Origin of the sequence: Vibrio frigidus (assembly GCF_042465995.1) — a bacterium.
Classification (GTDB): domain Bacteria; phylum Pseudomonadota; class Gammaproteobacteria; order Enterobacterales; family Vibrionaceae; genus Vibrio.
This window is the reverse complement of the sequence record NZ_JBCDMC010000020.1, coordinates 16,574-39,661: the sequence shown is the minus strand read 5'-3', so window position 1 is coordinate 39,661 and position 23,088 is coordinate 16,574. Positions and strand designations below refer to the sequence as shown.

Sequence of the window (23,088 nt, the reverse complement as noted above, 5' to 3'; positions counted from 1 at the left end):
TAACTTAGTGATTCATCTATTGTCCCGTTAAATTACCAAGATAACTCAACGACAATCGGAGTAAGCCTATGTCTTAATGTTGGAAATGCAGCAATGGCGCGTTGCCAAACTTTCCATCGTCCACAACTATCATCAAATGGAGAGAATAATTTAATATATTTGCACCAAGGCAACCATTGCAACAGTTTTTCTGTTGGTTTGTTAAAACCATGAGAATAATTTTGGCTTCCTAACCTTTGCCCATAGCGAGTTGACGCTTTGTCACCGGCTACGACAATACAAGCATGACATTGATTAAAATATCGACTCATATTTTGGACAAACTGAGCCACATCAGATTCTGAACGCGATAACAGCGCTTGTTCACAAACGATAATAACTGGCACATTGCTCGGTATAGATAAGGATTGCATCCAATTAAAGTTATCGACGGAACCATTGATTAATTTATATCTATCACTTGGATGAAATAACTTCTCCCTCCAAAGCAAGTGCTCAGAAATGTCCAGCTCTACCCAGTGACACAAGCCATTATCTAATCGATAAAATCGAGTATCTAATCCGCCACCTATATTTAATACCCAAGCGTTAGGATGATCTTTTAAAAAGGCACCGACTCTTTCGTCGCAAAGCTTAGTAAGCGTCGCGTGCAATAATTGTTTCTGAGCAATATCACCAGAAAGGCATTCTGAAGAAAGCTGACAGTATCGACAGGCATTAGCCGCAATAGGATCATAGACCAAACCATCATTAACCAGACTTTCTCGACTTCTTAGCCACATCGGTTGTAGTAAGTGAACTGGCACATCATAGTGAGGCTTATTATTGATATTGGTTGAGGCTTTTATATATTGGACATTCATTATCATCTCTCCCGAACTAAAGATGATAATGATTATTATTTAGATTATCAAGTTATAAATTACATCCAGTCCGTATTTCGAATAATACCGACAGCGACACCTTCTATAGCTAAGTGCTGGGACTCTAGATCAACTTTAATTGGAGAGAAATCTTCATTTTCTGCATGAAGCAATACTGTTGACCCTTTCCTTTCAAGCCGTTTAACTGTGACGTCATCATCGACACGAGCCACCACAACTTGACCATCTCTGACGTCTTGTGTTTTGTGTACCGCCAGTAAATCACCATCCATGATGCCTATATCTTTCATACTTTCACCTTGAACGCGAAGCAAAAAATCGGCTTGAGGTCGAAACATCGTCGGATCAACTTTATAGTTCGCTTCAACATGCTCTTGCGCCAAAATAGGTTCGCCAGCCGCGACTTGTCCTATTAAAGGCAATCCTAAATCATCATTTACAGCATCACTCTGAAGCAAAACTCGAATCCCCCTAGATGCGCCAGGGATAATCTCAATAGCTTGCTTTTTAGCAAGGGCTTTTAAATGCTCTTCTGCGGCATTAGCAGAACGGAAACCCAACTCTCTAGCGATTTCTGCTCGTGTTGGGGGCATACCAGAATCTTCAATTTTGTCTCTGATAAGATCTAATACTTGTTGTTGACGAGGGGTTAACGGCTTCATAAGTCACCTGTTTTTTTATACAGTTAACTGTGAGTATATCCAGTATTTATTTGTTTGCAACGGAAAGGTGTCATTTTTTAACCAACGACCCATTTTCATATCTGTTTAGTCAATTATCAATTGCGTTTCATACTTAGCACGATTCATTGAGATCATTGTTTTGAACGTTTTAATATTTTCATTACTAAAGAAAATCGTCTCTTTTAACCTCTCGTAAGTTCGCAAGTCCGCCACATCAATAATCAGTACAAAATCCACCTCACCAGTCACCTGATAACATTCTTTCACTTCAGGTACACCTTGGAGCTGTTTTATAAAATTTTGATTAATCTGCTTTTTATCCCTCTCCATACATACCTCAACAACAATGTGTAATGGATTACCTAATTTTTCTGGGTTCAGAATGGCAACCTTTCGACTAATTACACCTTCTGTTGTTAGTCGCTGTACTCGCTTCAGACATGCTGGCGGAGACAATGCTACCCTTTCAGCAAGATCAACATTGGTAATAGAGCAGTCGCTCTGCAATTCTCGTAAAATAGCTTTATCTGTCCGATCAAGAAACACTATTAACCTCACTCACCCATTATCAGAATAAAATACATTTATGGGTCTAAATTACAGCAATAATTTTTCAAATCTACTCTAAACTAATTAACTTGTAGAAGAATAATGCCGGTAAATAGATAATTATTGCCCTAATTCATCTAAAACTCATAAATGAACGTCGGTTTTTTTGTTCTTATCAAGATCAGTTTATAACGTAACTGCGTGTTACTTTATAAACACTCAATGCAATAGAGGTAACAAAAGCAGTATCAGTGGATGTCGTTTGTCCCAAACTTAAGTTACTTATAAACGCATTAAAAGGATAATGTTTCATGTGGAACAATACGTTCATCACCCATATATCAAATCAGTTTAAAGAGATCATCCGAGTCTATCTGGTTTTAGTCAAGGTAATGCTTCCGGCTGTCATTATCGTTAAACTGTTAGACTTAGTTGGCGCCACAGATCTGCTTGCTTACTGTCTTTCTCCTGCAATGAATATTGTAGGGTTATCGCAAGAAATGGGCTTGGTATGGGCCGTCGCTTTATTAACCAATATCTATACCGCTATGGTGGTGTTTTACTCAATAGCCGCTACTAATGCAATTTCTGTCGCGGACATATCGGTACTGGGAGTCATGATATTAATTGCTCATGGGCTACCTGTAGAAGGTGCTATAGCCAAGTCATTAGGTATTCGATGGAGAGTAACATTACTTGTAAGAGTGGGGGGGGCATTATTATTAGGGTCAATATTGAACCTTTTATACTCAACTCTGCAATGGAAACAAGAACCAATTGCTTTATCTTGGGCACCAACTACAAGTAATTCGTTTGGATGGATTCAGTGGAGTATTGAACAAGCGCAACTTTTTGCTTCTATCTTTGTCATTTTAACCGCCCTCATCATAATGCTGCGAATTCTACGCATACTTGGAATTGAGGCTCTACTGCACAAATTACTGTCACCATTATTAAGAGGGCTCACGTTAGGTAAAGAAGCCGCCAACATTACAATTATTGGAATGACACTGGGAATTTCGTTCGGTGCAGGATTACTCATCGATGAAGTAAAAAAAGGGCACATTAGTAAACGGGATACTGCACTTGTCATGGGTTTCCTTGGGTTATGTCACAGCATCATTGAAGACACACTGTTGATACTATTGCTCGGCGCTGACCTATACGCCATTCTTTGGGGAAGACTTGTTTTCGCTATCTGCATCGTTGCTATTTGGGGGCGAATGTATAAGCAATAAATTACAAGGTTAAGTAAACTGGAACAACAGTCGAAAATAGCGGCGACCAAAAAAGCGTCTTCGCTTTTAAACACTGCGCCTATGCCTTGTGTAGAATAGGAACCAACTTTAACAATGCGTTTGAATCCCCTATTTTTTGTAATTCATTTATTGTTACCTGCTGCTATAATTAGCCAACATATCAACGGTAACAAAAATGATAGAACAAATTGATTTAGACGTGAAAGCTTGGACTAGTTTCTGGTATTCTTTCGGCGCAAAACTATCTTCATCGAAATCCCCCTTAAACTTCGATTTTCATCAGAGTTTTGGGATGAATTCGAACCCTTGAACGTAGTGCATTTTTGATAACTCTTGAGGCGATAAACCTAATGTCATCTGGACGTATAATTCCACGCTCACTTTTAAAGCTCCCTCTCTCTTTATTAGTAAAGAGCACCGCTATTCCTACTGAGCCAATTAAAGATTTAGACATCGATTTGGATAAACCTATCGTCTACGCACTCCCATTTCGTTCCAATGTTGACCTTTTCACATTGAGAAGAAAAGCATTAGAAATCGGTTTACCGGATCCTCTTTTGCCACTGAAGATAAACGGGAAAGAGTTAGGTCGATATGTCTATATTAGTTCGAGGCCAACAATACTTAAAAATGACAAGCACATACCAAGTGCTTCCATTGCTCTATTTAGCGATTTATTGACGTTGCACGGAGAAGATTCAGAGTTAGATGTTCAGGTTATTCCTGCGACCGTTTTATGGGGAAGAAAACCGGGTAAAGAAGCCGATCTAAGACCTTATTTACGCGCAATGAATGGCCCACAAAAAGCCGCAGCGGTCATCGTTTCTGGTCGAGATTGCCAAGTGAGGTTTAGCCCCGTTGTTTCACTTCGTTATATGGCGGATGTACATGGTACAGATGAATCGATAGCGCATAAACTCGCTCGAGTAGCACGAACCCACTTCTCAAGACAAAAGCTAGCCGCTATTGGGCCTAAACTCCCTAATCGCGAGCAATTATTTACTCGACTACTCGATTCAGAAGTTATCCAAAAAGCTATCGAGAATGAAGCCAACAGTAAAAATATCAGTCTCGAAAAGGCGCGAAAAGAAGCGCACTCGATTCTCGATGAAATTGCCGCTAATTTCTCATATTCTCTGATTAAGAATGGAGAGCGGATACTAGGTTGGTTATGGAATAAGCTTTATAAAGGGCTTAACATTAGCAACGCCACCACGGTACGTCGATTAGCACAAGATGGGCATGAGATAGTTTACGTGCCGTGTCATCGAAGCCATATGGACTATTTATTGCTCTCTTACGTCCTTTATCATGAGGGAATGGTTCCTCCTCATATTGCGGCAGGCATCAATCTTAACTTCTTCCCCGCAGGCTATATATTCCGTCGTGGCGGTGCCTTTTTTATTCGTCGCAGCTTCAAAGGAAATAAACTCTACTCCACTATATTCCGTGAATACCTCTCTGAGTTATTTACTAAAGGCTACTCGGTTGAGTATTTCAGTGAAGGTGGTCGTTCTCGTACAGGTAGACTACTACCAGCGAAAACCGGCATGCTAGCCATGACTATCCAAACGATGTTACGAGAACAGAGCCGCCCTGTTACCCTAGTCCCAGTCTACATTGGCTATGAACATGTAATGGAAGTATCCACCTACGCGAAAGAGCTGCGAGGAAAACGCAAAGAAAAAGAGAACGCAGGGCAGGTACTTAAAACGATACGTAAGCTTCGTAATTTTGGTCAAGGCTATGTAAACTTTGGCGAACCAATCCCTCTAAATCAATTCCTTAACGAAGAAGTCCCGGAATGGAAACAAGACATCAATCCTCTTGATCCACCTAGACCTAAATGGTTGACACCAACTGTCAATAAACTCGCTGTTAAGATGATGACTCATATCAATGATGCAGCAGCAGCAAATGCATTAACGCTATGTGCAACTGCTCTGCTTGCATCTCGTCAACGTGCTCTATCAAAAGATACATTGGTCGTGCAGATTGACTCGTATTTATCACTACTTAAGAATGTCCCATACTCCAATACATTTACCATGCCGGACAAAACCGCAACAGAGTTAGTTGAGCATGCGATTTCATTAGATAAATTCGTAATCGAAACCGATACTATGGGTGACATTGTTTCCCTAGATCGCAATCAATCCATCTTAATGACTTACTACCGTAATAACATTATTCACCTATTCGCAATACCATCATTAATTTCACACTTGGTTGTTCGTCACGAAAGTATATCCGTAAAATACATTAAGTCTGTCGTACACCAACTTTATCCTTTCTTGAAAAAAGAGTTGTTTTTGAATTACGATCAATCAAATCTTGATCAAACGGTCGAAAGCATCCTAGATGAACTGGTAAGGCAAAAACTGGTTTGCCGTACAGAAGATAATATATCTATCGACCAACCTAGAATTCAATCATTGATGTTGCTTGCCCGTACTATCGCAGAGACACTGCAACGCTATGCCATTTCAATCAATCTTCTAGGGGCCAATCCAGAACTTGAGAAACCTGAACTAGAGAAGAAATGCCAGGAAGTTGCTCAACGTCTCGGTAGATTGCACGGTATCAATGCTCCAGAGTTTTTTGATAAAGGGGTATTTACTTCGTTATTTACAACATTGAAAGAACAACAATATATCGACGTGGATGGCAACTGTAATCTAGATAACACTCAACATTTAGCGGATATGTTATCGGCGTTATTACCAACGGAAGTAAAGTTAACTATTCAGGAAAACCTATATAGTGAAGTAAAATAACCGTCATTTAAATAACGTCATAACGAAAAAAGGTTCTGTCAATACAGAACCTTTTTCATTAAAACCATTTTTGACGCCTTGAGTAGATTATAGATAACTAAGAAAGATCGACAGAGCCATAATTAACCCAACATTATTGTTATTTAAAAATGCCTTAAAACAGAGATTTCGTTCTCTCTTTTTAATCAAATTTTGTTGATATACAAACAATCCAGCCGACACTAGTATTCCCCAATAAAAAACGGTACTAAGGTTCAACCAGTTACCTAAAATTATAAACAAAACCAGCGTTAACAACTGCAATAAGCCAATAATGATTTTATCAAAGCGACCAAACAAAATTGCGGTTGATTTTACCCCTATTCGCAAATCATCATCTCTATCGACCATTGCATACTGAGTATCGTAAGCCATGGTCCATAACACATTAATGACAAATAATAACCATACAGGAGACGTAAGTTCATTCGCTTGCGCAGCCCAGGCCATTGGTATCGCCCAACTGAATGCTAACCCTAGGAATAATTGAGGAAGATGAGTAAAACGCTTCATAAAAGGGTAAATGAACGCCAACACAATACCGAAAAATGACAGCTTAACGGTAAGAGGATTCATAGTAAGTACAAGAAAAAAAGAAGATAACGCTAATATTAGAAACAAAACAATGGCTTCAAACGGTTTCACTTTCCCTGCAGGAAGCGGTCGTTGCTCTGTCCTTTGAACATGTCCGTCAATTTTTCTATCTGCGAAATCATTGATAACGCATCCAGCAGAGCGCATAAACAGCACTCCAAAAACAAATACAACAACAACGTCTAATCTAGGCTTACCTTCCGAAGCAAGTAACAAGGCCCATATGGTTGGCCACAGAAGCAATAATGAACCAATTGGCTTATCCATACGCATTAGTTGCCAGTAGGCTCTCGCTTTTACTAAGCTCATCTAAACCGTCTCCGTAAGATACACCGGTGATTCGGGAAGAAAAAGTTCTGCGACTAACATAGGTTTTTTATTCATCCATAAACGTGATCGTCTAGCAATAAGTCGCTGGTTAGGGAGGTTAACCCAGCCAAGTTGCAAAGCATCTCTACTCACACCCTCAACACTAAATACTGTTAATCCAAGTGGAATAGTACCCTGTTGAATTAAGTTATGTGGCTGGTCGTCCAAAGACGCTTCTGGTATCAAAGTTCGACCAATTACCCATTCTTGCTCATCACCTAAAAGCATGACTTCTCTGAGTAAGCAACCAGTATCACTAAGAAGTTCTTTTTCTTCAATTGTGACCTCTCTAGCTGAAATCATCTCATTAAAAAGCATCTTAACCGTTAAGTTTTCACACTTTTCTTCAAAACGACGTGACAATGAGCCTCTTTCCAACAACCAATGTAGAGAAACGCTCGAAGATAGTTCAAACTTGTCAATGTCTTGCCAATCAACTTTTTTGAGCGCAGCAATGTACAACGAAATCAGCTCAGTCATAGGTATATTTATTTAGTTCTAGTAATATAAGCAATTTATACTTGGTGTTTAGGCTAAAAAAGCCGCAGAATACAAACTTGTCTAGGTGCTACATTGTAGCAGACTAAGACGCCACGATAATCCGATAAAAAAAGAAAGATCCCATAAATATGCTTAAACAATATATTGTTTTAATAATTTTCGCTCTAACCAGTACTTTTTCAGTCACAACATATGCGGATGAAGAAGAGCAAAACAGCGGACCCACATTCGCCTATTATACATTAGCACCAGATCTCACTACCAACGTATACACAAAAGGCAAAAAACTGGCATATCTGCAAGTCCGAGTCGATTTAATGGTTGCGGATAGCTCTTATGTCGTTGAGCTAGAAAGACACGAACCTTTAATTCGAGATACTATCGTTGCATACATTGGTGAACAAACTGAAGATCAAGTGAAAACCCTCGCTGGAAGAGAAGAACTCAGAAAGCAACTCAAAGAAAATCTAAACAATCTGCTCATTGCCGAAACGGGTAAAACCCTCATCACAGATTTATTGTTTACTAAATTCCTCTTTCAATAATTCTGCTCTGATTTTCAAAGCAATGGCATTTAAAGGCCATTGCTACAGTAGACATATTTTGTGCTATATGATCATCAGCCATTTGTTTTTTTTGTCATCTGGCTATCAATCCTAGCAAGTAATAAACCAGACGCTAAGCCTACCAAGTGAGCGGTATTAGCAATAGCCATATATGGCTGCACATACCCTAGCACCAACCAAACAAGCATAAATATGACGATAGGTTTCGGTAAGCTCACCCCTTTTTCAGGCGATATGACACCTAACAACCATGAATATCCCATTAGCGCATACACCACCCCTGACAATCCACCAAAGTTGGCACCTTCAACCCAATATTGACCTGCACCCGATAGGGCCGATGATAATATAAAGATCTGCAATAATTTAATCGTACCAAGCCGCTTTTCTATATCTCCGCCTAATTGCCACCACCACAGGAGGTTAAAAGCAATATGAGTAACAGAGAAATGAATAAGTGCATGTGACACCCAGCGCCAAATTTGCCACTTCTGTCCATCAAAAGCTGGAAAATGTGTTACCGAAAAAATAGAATTACCAAACCCTAATTGAAACAGGATAAATAACGCAATAGAAACCGACATAATCAAAAGCGTAAAAGGCCCTGCTTTTGCTTTGACCATAGCCAATATGCTGGGAGTCTGATATGTAAACTTTCTCGTTCTAGAGCCCGCGAGATCCCACGATGCAGCTTGATACTTACTATCATTCGGATTCGCTAAGAAATGAGACAATTCCGATTCAGCTTCTAGTTTATCAATGTCGTCTTTAAGCCAAAGGGCAAATTGCCCCCCACCCTCTGGCATCATATCGAGTTCTATTTTCCTTGATGCCATATAATCAATGAAAGCTTGAGCCGTTCTAGGGTTTTTGAGTGTGATTAGCTTAATCATTTAACCTCTCTGAATAGGTAAGCCAGCCATATGCCATGCTGTAAATCCGCCGTCAACGCTATACACTTCTTCATAGCCTTGATTCACTAAATATTGTGCGGCACCTTGACTACTGACTCCGTGGTAGCACATAACAAGTATAGGATGATCAAATTCAACCTCTTCCAGAAAGGCAACCATTGTATCGTTCGTTAGATGGCGAGCAGTTTCGGCATGGGAAGTAGTGAAAGAACCAGCATCTCGTATATCGAAAAGTGCTGCGCTTCTGTCGCTAATTAACTTCTTTGCTCCAACGGCATTTATCTTCTTAAAACTACTCATTGAGCTAACCTTCCCTGATGTTATTTTTGTCACTAGATTGTATACCAAGTGTTATTAGCACCCAAGCGACATAGCTTCTAACAAGCAATAAAAAATTCTGTCGTTCTTCTGCCAAAATTACCTGAATAAGAGAATAAAAATTGCACTATTTTTTATCCACCGATGATCAATATTTCACCATCTGTGGATAAATCTGTGAATTACGTTGATAAAGTATCTCTTAATAAAAAGATCCACAACATGTAGTAGTGATCCTTCTTTTTCTGTGTGTATCAAATAAACTATCCCCAATGGATATTCGCTCTTAATCCTAGTCTATCCGCTACTTCCTGACAGTTAATGAAAGTTTTCCTCACAGACTTATACACAGGTAGATTTCAATTTTGATCAAGCATATCGATCAATTTCGATCAGGCATAAAAAAGCCGAGATCTCAACGATCTCGGCTCTAAAAATTTTTGGTGCTTTCAAAGTACTTTAAGTAGTGACAACGCTTTCCTATTAAAACTCACCAACCGCCAGTTTTAATTTCTTCATTGCATTTTTTTCGAGTTGACGAATTCTCTCTGCAGAAACACTGTAGACTTCGGCGAGTTCTTGCAATGTAGATTTCTTATCAGCTAACCAACGAGAACGGACAATATGTTGGCTTCGTTCATCTAGCGTTGCTAAAGCATGAGTTAAGCGCGTATTAGTATGCGTCTCCCAATTATCAGCTTCTACATTATCTGCAACATCAGAATGCTTATCTTCTAGATAAAGTACGGGAGCTGAGTAGCTTCCTGAATCGTCATCTTCATTCTGCAATTCAAAAGCAGCATCCTGTGCAGCTAGACGAGATTCCATCTCTCGCACTTCCGAAGGTGCAACACCTAGTTCGCGAGCAACCGTTTCTACTTCACCGTTATTAAACCAACCTAAACGCTTTTTAGATTTACGTAAATTGAAGAAAAGTTTACGTTGAGCTTTGGTTGTAGCGATTTTAACAATACGCCAGTTTCTCAAAACGTACTCATGAATCTCAGCTTTTATCCAATGGACGGCAAAAGAGACAAGACGAACACCCACTTCAGGATTAAAACGCTTCACTGCTTTCATTAGGCCGATATTGCCTTCCTGAACCAAATCAGCCATCGGTAAACCGTAACCAGAGTAACCTCGGGCAACATGAACGACGAATCGAAGGTGTGAAAGTATAAGACCTTTCGCAGCGTCAATTTCACCTTTGTAATGCAATCGTTCTGCCAGATCACGCTCTTCTTCAGGTTTTAGCATAGGGTAGCTGTTTGCTGAACGAATATAACTATCTAAGCTATCTTGCGTAACTAAAGCCATTGAATACTTTTGGTTTGCCATTCAATTCCTCATTCTTTTTACATTGAGCAATATATTTACTCTAAACCCATCAATATTGAACTTAATCAAAGAAAATTTCAATAAGGGGACGGTAATTATCCATAGATACAATCACTATACAAGAGCGATTTACAAATATTTACCATTTTAACCTGCTGTTTTAATCTTTTTTAAGACAAGAAAAGCCTACACAGGTTCAATATCTTTTAAGTGTTTCCGTGCAGATAGTTTTGCGGCAATAAAACCTAAGAAAACACCAAGCATTAATAGCAACAATGACTCATCCCAATTCAAGCCTATCAAGTGAAACTGACTGTCATATAACATAGAAAGCTTTTCTACAGCTCCATTTAACAGTACTGTAATAATTGCCGTCAAAAACCAAGCGCTTACCGCTCCAATTAAACCAAACCACATACCAGAATATAGGTAGGGTCTTAAGATAAAACTGTCTGTTGCTCCAATCAGCTTCATCACTTGAATTTCTTCTTTATGCGCTAAAATCGTAAACCGTAATGTGTTGCCAACAATTAAAAATACGGCCCCTAACATTAAGGTTGCTAAAGTAACAACAACCGTTGTTGCCAGATTCTTCATTGCATCTAAGCGAGCAAGCCAATCTTCATCCAATCTTACATCGGTAATACCCTGCTCATCTCTTAGCGCTATTGCGATATCTCTGATGCTCGCATCATTTTGCTCAGATGGTTGTATAACGAGCACTGCGGGTAACGAATAATCACTTAGTAATGAAATAGCTTGTTCAAATCCAGAATACTCACTTAAATCACTAAGACCTTGTTGAGAAGAAATATATTGCACACTTTCTACATTTTCCCAACTTTCTACCTGATCCTTAAGTACCATGATTCTCGCTTCTGCGATGTCTTCTTGTATATAGGCACTTACTTGTGACGGACTCGCAACCTCCTCAGCAACTTTAGCAATATTTTTACCCACAAGATAAACACTCGCAGGCAAAGACAACGCCATAGCGATCACGGCTAGAGTCAATATGTTACCTAAGGGTCTTAACCACAAACTCATAAATGAGCTTTTAGCTTGCCTTATATGCATGGTCAAAAAACCGACACGATCGACTTTGTTTTTGCTGCGAGCATTATTGGCCATAACCTTCGACCTCACTTAAAAAACCTTGATTTAACTCAAATCGTCGATACTGAGGCCTGCTGCCGACAAGACCAACATCATGAGTTGCGACAAGAATAGAGACACCTGCTCGATTAAACTCTTCCAGCAACATCATGGTTCGATTAGACAATTCAGGATCTAGATTACCAGTTGGTTCATCAGCCAGTACTAAAGTGGGTCTATTCACAACCGCTCTTGCGATACCCACTCTTTGTTGCTCACCACCTGATAGTTGGCTCGGCAAACACTTCGCTTTATCTAACAACCCTATTTTATCTAACGCTGCGGAGACTCTGCGTTTAATATCATTTTCTGTCGCAGACTCTATACGCATTGGCAATGCCACATTATCAAAAACAGTCCGATCCATTAACAAACGGTGATCTTGAAAAACGATACCAATATTACGTCTTAAAAGAGGAATATCGTTATTCGATATCTTTGTAATATCGTGTCCGTTGAATTGAATAGTGCCATCAGAAGGGCGCTCCATAGCACAAATCAGCTTCAGTAATGTACTTTTGCCAGCGCCAGAATGCCCACCAAGAAATGCCATTTCACCTTGTCTAAGATGAAAGTCCACTTTTTGTAATGCTTGGCGACCACCTCGATAAGCTTTACTAACTTGCTGAAATCTTATCACTTACTCTTCCTCTAACTATTCAATTCATTCCATTTAAGCGCTTGCTACTGCACAATACCTTAATCATTATTCTTCGCGACTAAATAGCGCTTCAATAAAGTTTTCAGATTCAAACGGGCGAAGATCATCAATACCTTCCCCAACACCAATATAGCGAATCGGGATATTAAACTGATCAGCGATGGCGAATATAACCCCGCCTTTCGCGGTTCCATCAAGTTTTGTCAGGGTGATGCCAGTAACAGGGGCGACATCGCTAAATAATTTGGCTTGGCTAATCGCATTTTGGCCAGTACCTGCATCAAGGGTTAACATTATTTCATGCGGTGCTGAATCATCGACTTTTTTCATTACGCGTACAATTTTACGCAGCTCTTCCATCAAGTGACCCTTGTTTTGAAGTCGACCTGCAGTATCCGCGATGACAACATCTACACCACGAGCTTTCGCTGCTTCTATAGCATCATAAATGACAGAGGCACTGTCCGCACCAGTATGTTGAGCAATAACCGGGACATTATTTCTTTCACCCCAAACTTGTAACTGTTCCACCGCAGCGGCTCGGAATGTATCTCCTGCGGCAAGCATGACTTTTTTCCCATCAGCTTGGAATTGTTTTGCCAATTTACCTATTGTCGTGGTTTTACCCACGCCATTCACGCCAACCATTAGTATGACGTAAGGGGTATGCTTAGTATCGATGACGAGTGGCTGCTCTACATGTGACAGTATTTCGGCCATTTCTTCTTTAAGTAAACCGTACAGCGCTTCGCCATCTTTTAACTCTCTGTGAGATGCCTTTTCTGTTAGGTTACCGATAATCTTTAAGGTTGTATCCATCCCTACATCGGCTATTAAAAGTTGTTCTTCAAGCTCTTCAAAAAGATCATCGTCTATCGATTTTCCTTTAAACAGACCAAAAAAACCTGCACCGATGTTCTGTTTTGTTCTAGCTAAGCTACGCTTTAACCTTGAAAAGAAACCTTCTGTTGGTTTCTCTTGTTCAACAATGACTTTCTTTGTATTACTTTCGACAGGTGCATCTACAGGATCGGCTGAAGCTGATTCCTCTGTCGATTCAATCAGTACAGTTGTATCAATTGGCGATTCTACAAGTGCCTCATCTCCAATTTCAACGTCGATAGTCGTATTGATTTCATCATCTAAACCATCTGTATTAACTGACAGAGTATCATTCGCTTGTGAGGCATCGGCAATAATATCTTCGCTTTCATTGCTCGCTAGCTCAGTTTCAATAGTAGCATTTTCTTCTTGCTTCTCTGGCTGAAGCTCTTCAATTTGCTTATTTTCACCTTCTTGGCTTTTTCCGTCATCTTCGCCAAAACCAAGCCATGAAAATAGTCCGCGCTTTTTCTTATCCGTCATCGAGAGGAGTCCTAGATCTAACAACTAATTCTAATTTAATGCCCTGCAAAATTATTTGAGCAGAGAAAAATGACAAAGTACTGAAAAATTTCTGTTTTGATTGGTACACTTTGACATTATATAACAGGATATAGTAACACTTTATTAGCGGTCAAAAAATCTATGGTAAGAAGTCAAACTAAAAACAATTTACAAAAAAAGCAACCAGAAGGCTCAATACGCATTATTGCAGGTCTTTGGCGAGGTAGAAAACTACCTGTATTCAATGCTGAAGGGCTAAGACCCACGACCGATCGCGTAAAAGAGACGCTATTTAATTGGATTTATCAAGATGTACCTCATGCCAAATGTTTGGATCTGTTTGCAGGCTCTGGTGGATTAGGATTTGAAGCCGCCTCGCGTCAAGCAAAGCAGGTTGTGATGCTCGAACTCAACGTACAGGCACATAAACAGTTAATCCAAAATATCACGACATTAAGAGCAGAGTCTATTGAGGCAATCAATTCGGATAGCCTTTCCTACCTTGATAAGCAGGGCACGCCTTTTGATATCGTCTTTATCGATCCTCCCTTTAGAAAAGGATTGCTAGAAAAGAGCTTAAAATTATTAGAAGAAAATAATTGGCTTGCAGAAAATGCTATGATTTATATTGAAACAGAAAAAGAACTCACGCTTACTGGCATACCAGACAATTGGTCTCTCTATCGAGAAAAAAAAGCTGGCCAAGTAAGTTACCGATTATTTGAAAGGAATATAGAATGAAAGTCCTGATATTTTTAGCAAAAGCCTCTATCGCATTTGTTTGGTTTGTCCTTCTCTTCAATATTTTCATGCCATTTCCAGGTAAGGCGGCCATTGCACTCTATATTATGACTGGATTTTTGTTCATGATGCACGCGGTTCAAATGTTGATATTTATCGGAGCTTTTGGTGACAAAATAGAAATCAGCGGTTGGGAGAAATGGTCAATTTTAATATTTGGTATATTTTCTCTGCTCGATATAAGGCGTAAACACATGATGTAAAAAAAGAGCGCTTAAGCGCTCTTTTTTTACATCATGCTTTAACCTATAAAGTCTTTAATACCATCTAGGAACATCTGGGTAGAGATCATAACTAATAGCAACCCCATCAATCTTTCTACCGCTTTTAAACCCTTTTCACCCAATAACTTATGGAAAAAATTGATGAACATAAGTACAAAGAAGCTTGCCCCCCACGCGATAAGTAACGCTGCGGCCCAATCCCAAATACGATCAGGTTCTTGACTCGACAATAATAGCAACAAAGCCATCACAGACGGGCCAGCAATCATTGGGATAGCCATTGGTACAATATATGGCTCTTCACCTGCTGCAAGACCTGTCACACCGCCTGGTTGTGGAAAAATCATCCTGATAGCGATGATAAAGAGAATAACACCACCAGAAATACTTAAGGTCTCAGGATTTATATGCAGGAAATTAAGTATGTTTTGGCCACCGAATAAAAAAGCAAGCAGAATAACCAACGCAACGCAAAGCTCACGAATTAATATAATTCGTCGTCTTTTCGGTTCAATATGCTTAAGAATGGACAAGAAGACCGGTAAGTTACCTAAAGGATCCATAATTAAAAACAACATTGTTGCTGCTGAAAGTATATCCATTGTTATTTTTATCTCCGTGCTATATTGGTGACACAGTTATAACGGTATTGGGGGGTGTTATTCGCACTTTTTCGTCGCATTAATGCTGTATTTCCCATCAACTGTGACTATTTTTTCTCTCTCGATAAAGAAATCAAAAAGTTCATCAAAGTTCAGACCTTCACTCTGGCAAGTATGAAACTGGACATCGTACCCGTACTCATTTGTGAGCAGGTTCTTTACTTCATCTCGAGTGAGAAATTTTTCTGACAACATATCTAATATTTTATGCCCATGAATATTATTCATTTTTTGCCCTTAACTTGAGATCGCTAGAATACACCAAAAGAATGATATTCTTAATCACTCTATAATGGATGAATCCAAAGTAGATAACTTTAAAACTAAAGTTAAATAGAAAATGTCATTCAACCAACTGATTACGCAATAACAGAAGCGACAGTCAGTGAATGGGCGATAAAAAAACCACTCGTGGCCCATAAATCAGAATTTGGGAAAGGATGGCGATAGATATTAACTGCACTAACTAGAGTCGCAGCAACAAAAACAAAACAAGCAAGGCAAGCATACAAATTTGCCATTTTGGTATTGTTCATCCAAACAGCACAGGACACCCATGACATCTGGACCAAGACCAAACCCATAATAGACACAGGAAAAATAATCGTATCCAGCTTTGGTAGCAAAAGTAAGATGAGAATAATGCTACCGGCAAATAACAGAGACGGAAGCCACCACGTAATATCACCGTGCAGCAGGGACCAAAATCCCTTACTGTAAAATAGAAATGACAAAATTAACGCGATAAAGCTTGCTCTTGTACTTATTTTGGGTAGAACACTAAACGTATTAGCAATGACAGCAAGAGAAAGGCCAATCGCCACCCATATGAATTGAGTCTCTTCACGACCAGTTGTTACCAAAATAGCCATTAATAATAGTAAAGTTGTCGGTTTCAATATCTTAGACAGATTTTTATTTTTGCTATTCGCCGTCGAAATATGAATTAACCCAGATAGCCCAACCATCAGCCAACCCCACATACATTTTCCTCATTTCATTTAAGTCGGCTAGTTTAGGAAAAATGAAATTTTAATCCAGTATTAATGACCAATAGTTGGATCTTTACGAAAATAACCATCACGATGTAATGAGGTTGTTGTTAAAGTGTTTGGCACATGTAATTTTTACACATTAGGGTAGGTTATAAGTGTTCAACAAGCTTATCCCAGTGAATAAGATAGAATCCTAAAGCCGCGAGCGTAAACAACGTCATGACTAAAATGGCTGCTCGCCAAATGAAACGATTCGCTCTTGGGGTAAGTTCTTTTTCACATGCATCACAGGTAGCGAAGTAAGATTTTCTGTTATCCAACTTAAAGTCTTCTTCATGAACTATTTTGTTCCGAATAGTGGCGACATACCTCAATTTACTGATCACATCGTGAGGTAATCTATCCTCACAACTAGTGATTAGTTGATGTAATCCTTTTCCATCAGCATGATATTGCACCCGCAACAATTTCTCAATACGGCGAGTACGCTTAACAACTTCCTCAATATTCGACATATTGTTCTCCTAATAACCTTCTAATTGAAGACTCATTACCAGTATAAATAGTTCCCGAAAAAACAGTGCATTACCATGATCTATCTTAGATAAATAATGTGAGCTCGACACGATAATTTACAATCACTTACATCAGAAAGAAAATATTCAAGCCCAACAGCAGGCATTTCAATCGCCGTATATAGCGAGATACCTATGCGATTACGGTAGTAACCACGATGTTCTATTACTTTTTGACAGTATCCAACTAACAAAGAGAGCACCGCTACCGCTAAGTAATATCCACAATGGAATAACCCACATTGGATGACCCTGAAACCACCCAAATTCTTTCATTGGCCATAAAAAAATGGGATGAAGAATATATATCCCAAGAGAATTTTGACTAATAAACCCAACAACTTTTCTCGTACTTTGCTTTAACCCTTCACCAAAATAACGACAAAGCATAAACACAAGTGAGGCAGCAAAAGCCGTATTTATAGTTTTGTAAGATAACCACCTTCCAAAGGTATATTTGTCTTGCGCAATACTCTCTGTAGCAACCATCCAAACACTACTAAACAGCCCTATAGCACCGAGAATAACAAAAAACGTCACCATTCCCTTTGTTAATGGCACCTTTTTGTAAAGAACATAACCAAGCAATAAGTAACCGGAATACAGCCATAATTGGTGGCTCCACGGACCATCGATTCGAAACAAAAATAAGGCTGTTGAAAGTATCCACACTGATAAGAAAGCACAAATCGCTAGGTCATCCGTTTTTTGAACCAGAATCTGAAAAAAGGGAATGACAAAATAAAGGGGAATAAAGTAGTAAAAAAAACCTAGATGATAATACGTTTCTTTATGGAAAACGTTTCTTAACGTGTCGAATGTCACACCAGAATCATAACCACCCACAGACCACCCTGATAAATAAGCGTAGAAAAGAGACCAGATAATAAATGGAATCAAAACTTTACCAAGGCGACGACTGACATAATATTTCGCATTAAACGGTCGTGTGTCGTTCAGCAACAACGCACCAGTAATCATAATAAATACTGGGACAGCCCAACGACTAAAACCGTTCACCGTAATCGCAACAAACCATTCATTCATCGGAATGGCACCTAATTCATGTCGATAAGGTGCGAGGACGTGAATAGCAATAACCGCAATCGCGGCCATACAACGAAGTAGATCGAAGAAAAAAACTCGTTTTTCCATTGGTTTTCCAGATTGCGGTCAAAAATAAAAGAATGAGTACTATGATAACCTGAGTATCATTTGACCATATTACATAAGAAAAGCTTAAGGGATAGTCAGAAAGGTGTAAAAAAACGCTCGAATATTTATAAGAGCGCCTTATTTACTTAGTTGGTCGCTATCGATTTTACCGATTTAGGTAGGTAAATAGAGATAAAGGTTGTTATTGCTAAGAAAACAAATGAGACCCATAAACATGCAGCCAAGCCCGCTAATTGGAAAACCCAACCAGATAGTATCGTTCCAATCAACCGTCCCATAGCGTTAGCCATATAATAGAACCCAACATCCAGTGAGACACCATCACCTTTCGCATAGCTAACAATCAAATAAGAATGCAGTGATGAATTCACGGCAAAAACGGCACCAAAGACCATCAAGCCAACAACAATGACGAGTTCTGGTTGCCAGTCCATTTGTACAGCATAAGCCACTAACCCCGTTATGATGGCAAGTAATGCAGCCCACATTATTGCAGCAGAACCATCTGGCACCTTACCTTGCCCTTTTCCTGTAATTTTAGGAGCGATGCTCTGTACAAACCCATAAGCAATGACCCAAAGTGCTAAGAATCCACCAACCCACAAATGATCCCAACCAAACGTGGATCCTAAATACACAGGTAACGCCACGACAAACCAAACATCACGAGCACCAAATAAGAACATACGCGCCGCAGAGAGGATATTGACACTTCGCGATTTAGAAAAAATTTCTTTGAATTTAGGCTTACTCTTTGCTTTCCCTATATCACTTTCTAAAGCAATAAGGCTTCCCATAAGCACGAAAGAAAGCACCCCAGCCATCAGCAATACCGAAGACTGAAATCCAATAAAAGACAACAACAGTCCACCGATAAAGAAACCCGCACCTTTCAACGCATTTTTAGAGCCCGTTAAAATTGCTACCCATTTGTAAAGCGCCCCTTGTTGATCATCTGGAACTAGCGTCTTAATCACGCTTTTGGCACTCATCTTATTTAAATCTTTAGCGATGCCTGAAATCGCCTGCGCCGCCATGACCCATGGAATAGTAAGCCATGTACTTGGTACCGCTAACATTACCAAAGCACCGACCTGCATTGCTAATCCCACATTCATTGTTCGGTTTAAACCCAAACGCGCCCCTAACCAGCCGCCAACTAAATTGGTTATTACACCAAAAAACTCATAAAATAAAAAGAGAGATGCTATCGCAAGTGTGCTGTACCCAAGATCATGAAAATAGAGCACTACCAACATACGAAGTGCGCCATCTGTAATGGTAAAGTTCCAATAATTGAACGTAACCAACATATATTGACGAACACTTTTGTTCAAATTTGAAAACATAAGTTAATTCACTGTTTATAAAGACATAAACCATTTTCTAAGGAACCATGTTACGTCTAAATTGAAGCAAGGAAAGCTTTAGGATCATGGCAAACCAAAAGCTCTGTACACAGGCTAATTAAAGTTTGAACTATCTACTAACTTGGTTAATGTACTTAATCTGAAGAGGTTTAGTAAAAGCGCCAGGACGAAGCGCTTGAACCTCCGATTTAATCCTATTCAGATCCCAGTCGAGCTCTAACAATATATGTGCGGCGAGTAGCCCTGTACGACCAGAACCTCCCATACAATGCAATGCTACGTTTCCACCCTGCTTTAGTACTTCATGTACCTGAGGACCAATTATCTTCCAACGAACATCGAATTGCTCATCAGGCGCTTCATCGTCTCTAATTGGTTGATGGAACCAAGACATGCCTAATTGCTTCGCTAACTTTGGTAATTCAGCTACTCCCGCTTTTTCCATCTCCTCGAACTCCAAAGCTGTCACTATCGCCTGTACACCTGAGGATTTTAGTTCTTTAAGCGATGTCTCTAAATCAACGCCTTTCGTTCCCGGGCAAGGCGTTAGAATAAGCGCGGCATCATTGTCCGCTACGTTAAGCTGCCAAATTGGATGTGTCATTTTAAAATACCTTATGCTAAGCCGACTTTACGAACTAACTCTGACGTTCGGGTTGCGTAACCCATTTCGTTGTCGTACCAAGCGTAAATCTTGACCATACGAGTTCCGACAACCATGGTAGACAAAGCATCAACAATCGTTGAGCGTGGATCACCTTTATAATCAATAGAAACCAACGGACGTTCTTCAAATCCAAGAATACCTTGTAAGTCTCCCTCAGAGGCCTCTTTTAGTAGAGCGTTAACTTCTTCAGCTGTCGTATCGCGCTTCACATCAAAAATAATGTCGGTCAAAGACGCATTAGCCAGAGGAACACGAACGGCATGGCCATTAATTTTTCCTTTAAGTTCTGGGAAGATTTCAACTATAGCGGTTGCAGAACCCGTGGTGGTTGGGATCAAACTCATACCACACGCACGAGCACGGCGAAGGTCTTTGTGGGGTGCATCCAAAATGGTTTGTGTATTGGTTAAATTATGGATTGTAGTAAAGGAAGATTGCTCAATACCAAGCTTCTCGTGAATGACTTTTACCACAGGTGCAATACAGTTTGTGGTGCACGACGCTGCAGTGACAATTTTATGCACTGCTGGATCAAATATATGTTCATTTACTCCTACAACAATATTGGCAACCCCTTCTTCTTTTACTGGTGCTGACACGACAACGCGTTTAACACCCTGGGCCAGATACTTGTTTAAGTGAGAAACGTTACGATGAACCCCCGTCGCTTCAATGACCACATCACAACCCGACCAATCTACTTCATTAATATCTTGCTGCTGACTCGTAGCCACTCTTTTGCCATCAATCACCATTTCAGAACCATCCACTCTCACTTCGTGATGCCAACGTCCCTGAATAGAGTCAAATTCTAACAAGTGCGCTAAAGTAGCCGTATCGCCCGCAATATCATTAATATGTACAAACTCCATGTCTGGCCAGTCATAAGCAGCGCGTAAGGCTAAGCGACCGATTCGACCAAAACCGTTAATTCCTACTTTAATCGTCATAAGTAATCTCCTTGTAAATAATCTTATATAGCCGCATCAGCATCTATTTGGACGGCTCTTCATCGCATTCAAACGTTCAATGTCAGTTTTGTATTGCTCCATTAAACAATTAGATTGTTTCAATCCTTCAATCACTTTCTCTAACCATCGAGGTAATTCAGCGGCAACACGGTAATACACCCAGTGTCCTTTGCGTTCATCCTGTAATATCCCAGACTGGCGCAATTGAGCTAAATGGCGGGATATCTTAGGCTGACTCTCCCCCAGTGCCTGAGTCAGTTCGCAGACACACAGCTCTCCTTCTCTTGCAATCAATAGCAAGCATCGAACTCTCGTCTCATCTGACAACATTTTAAAAAACTGATTAGGCAACATAATTCAAACCAAACATATGGATATACGTATATATTATACAGCCATAATTTCAGATCAATGACCAATGTGAATTGTCATCAAATCTTCATATGAAAAAACGAGCTTATTCACACAGCAGAAAAAACGGCATTCGCTATCTCAATTTAATATGGGCAACATGAGTGATATGCTTACATCATTCATTCTTTATACCCGCACCTTAAGTGAAAAAAATTAGGTAATTATGATCACGGAAAAACCAATCCAAGAATCAGACTATCCAGAAATCATGCACGGTAAAACCAATAATTTCTGGCAAAAAAGAGAGGAAGGCTTTGTACTAGGAAAAGGCCAAAAGAACCTGTATTGGGTGTCCGTTACTTCGGCTAATCACACCAAAGCCGTTGTGGTTGCAAATGGTCGTGTGGAATCAGCATGGAAATATCAAGAACTTCTTTATCACTTTTTCCAATTAGGTTACGACGTATACTCGTTTGATCATCGCGGGCAGGGTTTATCCGACCGACTAACCGAAGACAGACAAATTGGGCATGTAGACTCCTTCTCACATTATGTCGATGACATGGCCAAATTAGTTGATGGCTTTAAACTTGGGAAATATGACCAGAAATTTCTCATCGCACATTCCATGGGAGGCGCAATTTCTACCCGATATTTACAGTGCTATCCCAACCATGGTTTTAATCGCGTAGCACTCAGTGCCCCCATGTTTGGTGTTAATATGTCACCGCTCTTGAAACCCATTGCACCATATTGGGCATGCCTTGTTAGCCTTATTAGTACTAAACCTGATTATCTAACCAAAAATAGGGAATATCGAGCGAAACCATTTGAGCTCAACCCACTTACATCCAGCAAAGTAAGATACCAGTGGTTTAGAGACCTTTACGAAGATATGCCTCAGCTCAAAATTGGAGGGCCTAGCGCTCACTGGGTTTGGCAAGCACTATCTGGAGCTGCCGCATGCATTAAAAATGCTAGAAAGCTAGTTATTCCAACACTGCTTATTCAGGCTGAGCGGGATGATATCGTCAGTAACCAAGCCCAACTAGACTTTATCGCATCGCTGAGCATAACTAACAAAGCTTCAAAATTAGAGATAAGTAAGGGCAGCAAACACGAAATTTTGTTTGAGAATGATAAAATAAGAGATGAAGCACTATCGATGATTCATCGTTTTTTTGAACAAGATTGATAAAATGAAAATAGGGAAAAGAAGATTAACAATTTTACCCTCTTTTTCATCTCTATTTTGCCTTAAACTACCTACCGCTAGAGTCAAATAATTAATTAATAGAGA

At 39.7% G+C, this 23,088-nt stretch carries 26 protein-coding genes; 6 read left to right on the top strand and 20 right to left on the bottom strand.

The annotated features are described in order from the left end of the window. Window positions 1-32: 32 nt before the first annotated feature. From AACW90_RS21865 to AACW90_RS21855, 3 genes are all read right to left on the bottom strand, one after another. A complete protein-coding gene (locus AACW90_RS21865) occupies window positions 33-863 on the bottom strand; it encodes a class I SAM-dependent methyltransferase (protein ID WP_390238926.1) in 831 nt (276 codons plus the stop codon). Window positions 864-922: 59 nt separating this feature from the next. Further along, entirely contained in the window at window positions 923-1,546 is a 624-nt protein-coding gene (lexA, locus tag AACW90_RS21860; RefSeq protein ID WP_195704642.1) for a transcriptional repressor LexA, read from the bottom strand. Window positions 1,547-1,651: 105 nt separating this feature from the next. After that, on the bottom strand, window positions 1,652-2,113 hold the full coding sequence (locus AACW90_RS21855; RefSeq protein WP_347997426.1) for an Lrp/AsnC family transcriptional regulator: 462 nt from the start codon (window positions 2,111-2,113) through the stop codon (window positions 1,652-1,654). A 314-nt stretch (window positions 2,114-2,427) separates the two neighbouring features. Between AACW90_RS21855 and AACW90_RS21850 the strand changes: the two genes are divergently transcribed. Together AACW90_RS21850 and plsB are read left to right on the top strand one after the other, a co-directional pair. Next, the gene (locus AACW90_RS21850; RefSeq protein ID WP_390238922.1) at window positions 2,428-3,354 is read left to right on the top strand and encodes a hypothetical protein; all 927 of its coding nucleotides are present in this window, start codon (window positions 2,428-2,430) and stop codon (window positions 3,352-3,354) included. A gap of 371 nt (window positions 3,355-3,725) precedes the next feature. Beyond that, the gene (gene plsB / locus AACW90_RS21845) at window positions 3,726-6,152 is read left to right on the top strand and encodes a glycerol-3-phosphate 1-O-acyltransferase PlsB (protein WP_390238919.1); all 2,427 of its coding nucleotides are present in this window, start codon (window positions 3,726-3,728) and stop codon (window positions 6,150-6,152) included. Between the two features lie 87 nt (window positions 6,153-6,239). Here the strand turns inward: plsB and ubiA are convergent, their stop codons facing one another. Both ubiA and AACW90_RS21835 read right to left on the bottom strand, forming a co-directional pair. After that, window positions 6,240-7,094 carry a 4-hydroxybenzoate octaprenyltransferase gene (ubiA, locus tag AACW90_RS21840; RefSeq protein WP_390238916.1) on the bottom strand — a complete coding sequence of 285 codons (855 nt, stop codon included), beginning with the start codon at window positions 7,092-7,094 and terminating at the stop codon, window positions 6,240-6,242. Further along, window positions 7,095-7,634, bottom strand: a complete 540-nt coding sequence (locus AACW90_RS21835; RefSeq protein WP_390238914.1) for a chorismate lyase — start codon at window positions 7,632-7,634, stop codon at window positions 7,095-7,097. It abuts the gene before it with no gap. Window positions 7,635-7,783: 149 nt separating this feature from the next. Here AACW90_RS21835 and AACW90_RS21830 point away from each other — a divergent pair, with 149 nt between their 5' ends. Next, complete coding sequence (locus AACW90_RS21830; RefSeq protein WP_195704648.1) at window positions 7,784-8,200, top strand: flagellar basal body-associated protein FliL; 417 nt, start codon at window positions 7,784-7,786, stop codon at window positions 8,198-8,200. A gap of 74 nt (window positions 8,201-8,274) precedes the next feature. On the opposite strand, the gene glpG is transcribed toward AACW90_RS21830, so the two are convergent. The 6 genes from glpG to ftsY form a co-directional block, all read right to left on the bottom strand. Continuing rightward, a complete protein-coding gene (glpG, locus tag AACW90_RS21825) occupies window positions 8,275-9,114 on the bottom strand; it encodes a rhomboid family intramembrane serine protease GlpG (protein ID WP_390238911.1) in 840 nt (279 codons plus the stop codon). Then, complete coding sequence (gene glpE, locus AACW90_RS21820) at window positions 9,115-9,435, bottom strand: thiosulfate sulfurtransferase GlpE (RefSeq protein ID WP_390238908.1); 321 nt, start codon at window positions 9,433-9,435, stop codon at window positions 9,115-9,117. 501 nt (window positions 9,436-9,936) lie between these two features. Then, on the bottom strand, window positions 9,937-10,791 hold the full coding sequence (rpoH, locus tag AACW90_RS21815) for an RNA polymerase sigma factor RpoH (RefSeq protein WP_390238906.1): 855 nt from the start codon (window positions 10,789-10,791) through the stop codon (window positions 9,937-9,939). A 186-nt stretch (window positions 10,792-10,977) separates the two neighbouring features. Next, entirely contained in the window at window positions 10,978-11,922 is a 945-nt protein-coding gene (ftsX, locus tag AACW90_RS21810; protein WP_390238903.1) for a permease-like cell division protein FtsX, read from the bottom strand. Beyond that, the gene (gene ftsE / locus AACW90_RS21805) at window positions 11,912-12,586 is read right to left on the bottom strand and encodes a cell division ATP-binding protein FtsE (protein WP_275135121.1); all 675 of its coding nucleotides are present in this window, start codon (window positions 12,584-12,586) and stop codon (window positions 11,912-11,914) included. Before ftsE ends, ftsX begins: the two co-directional genes overlap by 11 nt. Window positions 12,587-12,652: 66 nt before the next feature. After that, window positions 12,653-13,972: a signal recognition particle-docking protein FtsY gene (ftsY, locus tag AACW90_RS21800; protein ID WP_390238899.1), complete on the bottom strand. Its 1,320-nt coding sequence runs from the start codon at window positions 13,970-13,972 to the stop codon at window positions 12,653-12,655. A gap of 162 nt (window positions 13,973-14,134) precedes the next feature. Here ftsY and rsmD point away from each other — a divergent pair, with 162 nt between their 5' ends. Together rsmD and AACW90_RS21790 are read left to right on the top strand one after the other, a co-directional pair. Further along, window positions 14,135-14,734: a 16S rRNA (guanine(966)-N(2))-methyltransferase RsmD gene (rsmD, locus tag AACW90_RS21795; RefSeq protein WP_390238897.1), complete on the top strand. Its 600-nt coding sequence runs from the start codon at window positions 14,135-14,137 to the stop codon at window positions 14,732-14,734. Next, complete coding sequence (locus AACW90_RS21790) at window positions 14,731-14,997, top strand: DUF1145 domain-containing protein (RefSeq protein ID WP_275135124.1); 267 nt, start codon at window positions 14,731-14,733, stop codon at window positions 14,995-14,997. Before rsmD ends, AACW90_RS21790 begins: the two co-directional genes overlap by 4 nt. Before the next feature lie 38 nt (window positions 14,998-15,035). On the opposite strand, the gene AACW90_RS21785 is transcribed toward AACW90_RS21790, so the two are convergent. The 9 genes from AACW90_RS21785 to AACW90_RS21745 all read right to left on the bottom strand — a co-directional run bounded on the left by AACW90_RS21785 (window position 15,036) and on the right by AACW90_RS21745 (window position 21,788). Then, entirely contained in the window at window positions 15,036-15,620 is a 585-nt protein-coding gene (locus AACW90_RS21785; RefSeq protein WP_275135125.1) for a YhgN family NAAT transporter, read from the bottom strand. A gap of 57 nt (window positions 15,621-15,677) precedes the next feature. After that, window positions 15,678-15,908, bottom strand: a complete 231-nt coding sequence (locus tag AACW90_RS21780) for a YecH family metal-binding protein (RefSeq protein ID WP_390238892.1) — start codon at window positions 15,906-15,908, stop codon at window positions 15,678-15,680. A gap of 131 nt (window positions 15,909-16,039) precedes the next feature. Then, window positions 16,040-16,663: a lysoplasmalogenase gene (locus tag AACW90_RS21775; protein ID WP_390238889.1), complete on the bottom strand. Its 624-nt coding sequence runs from the start codon at window positions 16,661-16,663 to the stop codon at window positions 16,040-16,042. 161 nt (window positions 16,664-16,824) lie between these two features. After that, a complete protein-coding gene (locus tag AACW90_RS21770) occupies window positions 16,825-17,190 on the bottom strand; it encodes a DUF4145 domain-containing protein (protein WP_390238886.1) in 366 nt (121 codons plus the stop codon). A gap of 201 nt (window positions 17,191-17,391) precedes the next feature. Then, window positions 17,392-18,405 carry an acyltransferase gene (locus AACW90_RS21765; RefSeq protein WP_390238883.1) on the bottom strand — a complete coding sequence of 338 codons (1,014 nt, stop codon included), beginning with the start codon at window positions 18,403-18,405 and terminating at the stop codon, window positions 17,392-17,394. Window positions 18,406-18,551: 146 nt separating this feature from the next. Continuing rightward, window positions 18,552-19,775, bottom strand: a complete 1,224-nt coding sequence (arsJ, locus tag AACW90_RS21760) for an organoarsenical effux MFS transporter ArsJ (RefSeq protein ID WP_390238881.1) — start codon at window positions 19,773-19,775, stop codon at window positions 18,552-18,554. A 130-nt stretch (window positions 19,776-19,905) separates the two neighbouring features. Continuing rightward, on the bottom strand, window positions 19,906-20,400 hold the full coding sequence (locus AACW90_RS21755; RefSeq protein WP_390238878.1) for a cyclin-dependent kinase inhibitor 3 family protein: 495 nt from the start codon (window positions 20,398-20,400) through the stop codon (window positions 19,906-19,908). 11 nt (window positions 20,401-20,411) lie between these two features. Next, window positions 20,412-21,413: an ArsJ-associated glyceraldehyde-3-phosphate dehydrogenase gene (locus tag AACW90_RS21750; protein ID WP_390238876.1), complete on the bottom strand. Its 1,002-nt coding sequence runs from the start codon at window positions 21,411-21,413 to the stop codon at window positions 20,412-20,414. 36 nt (window positions 21,414-21,449) lie between these two features. Next, on the bottom strand, window positions 21,450-21,788 hold the full coding sequence (locus tag AACW90_RS21745) for a metalloregulator ArsR/SmtB family transcription factor (protein WP_390238874.1): 339 nt from the start codon (window positions 21,786-21,788) through the stop codon (window positions 21,450-21,452). A 223-nt stretch (window positions 21,789-22,011) separates the two neighbouring features. On the opposite strand from AACW90_RS21745, the gene AACW90_RS21740 reads away from it, so the two are divergent. Continuing rightward, window positions 22,012-22,983 (top strand): alpha/beta fold hydrolase, encoded by a 972-nt coding sequence (locus AACW90_RS21740; protein WP_390238870.1) that lies wholly within the window; start codon window positions 22,012-22,014, stop codon window positions 22,981-22,983. Window positions 22,984-23,088 lie beyond the last annotated feature (105 nt).